Below are 4,226 nucleotides of genomic sequence, written 5' to 3' on the forward strand. Positions count from 1 at the left end.
GCTTTATTTTATCTATTACATCCCTTAACTCAGTAATTAATTGTTCCACTATTAATGTATCTTGCTGTTGATTAAAGGTATTTTCCGTTGTCACTATTAGCTCAGATAAAGGTGGGTATTGCAGCATAACAATAGCGCCTTTGAGTTTATGTATTGCAGCAGAAACCCTTTCTAAATTTTGAGCTTCCAAGTGCTCTTGTAGAGTATTTAAATCACTTTGCAAACTGTTAATAAATACGTCGGCAAGCATTTTCGCATCACTCTCATTACCAAAAACAGTTAACCAATGCTGCTTATCTTTTATACCTTGTAAACTGATATCAACGCCTTCACTGCTATTAGGCAAATCATTAGAGCTTAAATCTATAAACTCAGCTAGACGATTATATAATTCATTAAGTTTATAAGGCTTAAATAAAACACTATTCATTCCTGACTTTAATGCTTTGTTAAAACATTCTTTTGAATCATCAGCGGTAAAGCCAATAATTGGCAAATGTTTAAATTTTTCTTGGTTGCGTAATTGCTCCGTTAATTTAAACCCATCTAAGTCAGGCATATGACAGTCGGTTAGTAATAAATCAAACTGTCCTGTTTCAAGTGCTCTGAGTGCAGCAATACCATCATCAACCATCACTGCTTTGATACCGAGCTTCTGGCATTGTTTTTCGAGTAATAATTGATTTGTTTTATTATCTTCAGCAATTAATATTTGCCCATGTAACTGAGCATTTTGCGCAGCCAACCCCTCATCATTGCTGGTATGTACATTATCTAAAAGCTCTCTTAGAGTATCTGGATATAATGGCTCTGTAGGTAAAATATGACAGCTACAATTAGCCGGCCTATGCTCTTTTTTTGCACTTGCGACTAAAATGTAGTTGTTGTTTGCAGTACTGATTGATTGCAGCCAATTAGCGCCCCACAGCGTTTTAATATAGCTTTCATCAATAAGAATATTATCTTCCTGCGTAAATGCCTCTTTATCTATTGGCCAACTTAATTGGTGATGCTTTACACCCATATTAGCTAGATTATTTAATAACTGATGGTCTTGAGAACACACAGCCCAATTCACTGATACAGCCTGCAGTTTTTGTTTGCTGACGCTTTTAAGTGGCACAGCAATGTAAACATTGGTACCTTTACCAAAAGTACTTGAAATGGATATTTCACCTTGCATGGCTTCAACAAGTTGCTTTGCCAAGCTCAAGCCTAAGCCTGTACCTCCATGGCGACGTTGAATTGAGTTGTCAGCTTGCTCAAAAGGGGTAAATGTATGCGCCAACTGCTCAGCCGTCATACCTTTACCCGTATCTGATATTTCAACTTTTAAAGACTGCTTCTCAAATAACACATCGCAGCTTATTGAACCATTTTCAGTAAACTTCACAGCGTTATTTAAAACATTAGAGAGAACCTGCATCAAGTGGCTTATGTCAACAGAAGCTAAGGTATAAGCAGCTGTGCGCCATATCACGTTAAACTCAAGCCCTTTTTGCTTAGCTAGGTATTCATGGGCACGCAAAACACGACATAAATGTGCTTCTAGGTCGACCTCACGTAATTCAACTTCAATATTGCCTGTCGTGGTATTAGCAAAATATAAAATATCATCCACTAATGTGCGAAGCTTGGTTACAGAGCTGTCAATGTGCTCAACGAGGTAATGCTGCTCTTCATCAAGCGGTGATGATTTTAACAACTCTATAAAGCCATTTACCCCAGACATTGGCGTTCTTAATTCATGACTCATAGTGGCAATAAAGCGGCTTTTTGCTAGATCAGCTTGATGTGCAAGCTGAGTAGCTTTACTTAAGTCTGCTTGTTGGCGTTTAAGTAAGCTGATGTCCAGCAAGATCCCGTTCCAACGCACACCTTGCTTATCGTCTCGTTTATTAATTTCAGCATTAGCAATATAACGACACCAAATTTGCTGGCCGAGATTATTTATCCGAAACTCAATATCAATCAGTTTGTTAAATTTTGTCGCTGCTTTAAAACTTTTGGCGATTTGCACGCGGTCTTCATCAACAATAAATGGCGAGATACATCCCGTCATACCGCGCTGGTTAATCATTCGTGAAGTGACACCTAATAAGCTCTGCGCGCCCTTACTTATATAGGTATAACATCCCTCACCATTGTCATAATACTCATACTGGAATACGCCGCCGGGTATGGTATCTGTGATGGTTTGTAGAAGCTGTTGAACTGACTGATTCTCACGTTGTAAATGGCGGTGCTCGGTAACATCTGTAAGTACTGTCATGATGCCTGCTAGTTCACCATCTAACCCCACATACGGCTTTTTAGTGTAAAGCAGCTCCAGTTCTTTGCCAGATTTGTTAGTGTAATTAATATGCTGATTAATGACTTTGCCTGAATTTAAACTTTGCTCATTTTGTGAAATTAGTTTTTTTACGACTTTAATATCGCCGCGCAGATATTGGTTATTTTCATCCCATAAGTGAGCAAAATTTTCTTTGTAGGCACGATTCCACATAACGCGTTTTTGATGCTGATCTTGAATCACCACCATAGTGGGTAAGTCATCAATGAGTTTTTGGGTAAAGTTAAGCTTAATCAATGCCACTTCTTCAGCTTCTTTACGCTTTGCAATTTCGCGATTAATAGTTAACCGCCAGCTAATAAAATAAATCACCGACACAGCGATTAAAATTAAAATAAGAATTGCCGTGGTATTCACTGTTTTACGGTCGTAGCCACGTTCAATACTAAAAATGCCATGTCGGTTCACAACATGGCTAAAGTCGTTGCTGGTCAGTGTTTTAAATAAGCTGTCTAGCAAAGTCGCAAACTCTGAAAAGTGCTTATTCACTAAAAAGTAAATAGGCTGGGTATAACGGTATTTTGGATTAATATAAAACTCACCAATATAGAATTGGTTTAACTGGTATGCGGCAATACTTTGCGGCAGTATCACAGCATCAATGTTGTCATTTCTCAGTGCATAAAATAGCGTTTTAATTGAGTCAAATGATACCGTTTCAACGAGTTCATTCGTTACAAGCTTTTGCTTAGGGTCAGCAAACGCTTCTAAATAACCAATTCGTTTAGTTTGGCTTGCTCGTTTAGAGATTAACACCATCTCTAAACTGTAATGAGCTGGCAGTGCTATCAACACCCCCTCATCAATTTTAGTGGGGTTCATGGTCGGAATTAAATCAATTTTATTGGCCAAAAATAGACGTTCCAACTCTTTCGAATTAGCCGCAGGTATATACTTAAACTGAAAGTCACTGCGCTGAGCTAAAAGCTCAAGGGTATCGTTTAAATAGCCGTCTGCCTCTCCTAAATTACTTGTCGCATGAATTGGATATAAACCATCGACAAAAGAAAATGTCAGTAAGTAATTATTTTCTTCTTTTTTATCAATACGGTTAAAGTCACGCTTAAATTGACTATACGCTTTAGCGGCTAAATATTCTTCACTAGCAGAACTTTCCCATAGTTGTTTCGTGGTTGGTGAAATAGCGGCTAATACCGAATTAACTTGATTGCGTAATGCTGTTTTGTTTTTATTAAACATTACATGCAAGGTTTCGCTCGATAGCCAAACTGGGCTCACAACTTTCAGGTTTTCTTGAGAGCGATTTTTTAGTTGATGAGATAATACTGAGTAATCACCCATAAAGGCATCAAACGAGCCATCTGCTACTTTTTTAAAGGCGTCTTCGGGTTTTATAAAACGATTAATAAATAGCGCGCCATTTTCAACTAAATATTCACAATGTGAGCTACCCGTAATGCACACCCAACGTAAGCTCGCTAAGTTTTTCAAAGCATCATTTGCGATAGACTGATTTGCGACAATACCTCTTGGCGCTTCCATGAAGGGTGTTGAAAATAAGAAATGCTTTTTACGCTGTGCGGTTTTATTTAGGCCTACAGCAAAATCGATCTCACCAACTTTAAGCGCATCTAATAACTCATCTAAACTGTCGTAAACACGGTATTCAAGATCGGCTTCAGCCAAGCGAGCGATTTCATTACTATAACCAACAATAACACCCGAAAACTGCCCATCAGCATCCCGGGTATGGTAAGGAAAAAAATTATAGTTAACGATACCCGCTTTGAGTTGTGTGGCTAAGACATCGAATGAAAGACACAGCGTCAAAAACAACACTATGATTTTATGGAAATAACTCAACTGAAACATCGCTTTTATTAAGGTTTTTTAAGTATAAGAGCATAAATTG

Annotated in this window: 1 protein-coding gene; it reads right to left on the reverse strand. The window is 38.1% G+C overall.

The genetic code is table 11. From position 1 onward, the window contains the following. A partial coding sequence (locus L1D51_RS20615; protein WP_239964707.1) for an ATP-binding protein occupies positions 1-4,144 on the reverse strand: 4,144 nt, incomplete at its 3' end. Positions 4,145-4,226 lie beyond the last annotated feature (82 nt).

This window comes from Pseudoalteromonas shioyasakiensis, from assembly GCF_022398475.1.
GTDB lineage: Bacteria > Pseudomonadota > Gammaproteobacteria > Enterobacterales > Alteromonadaceae > Pseudoalteromonas.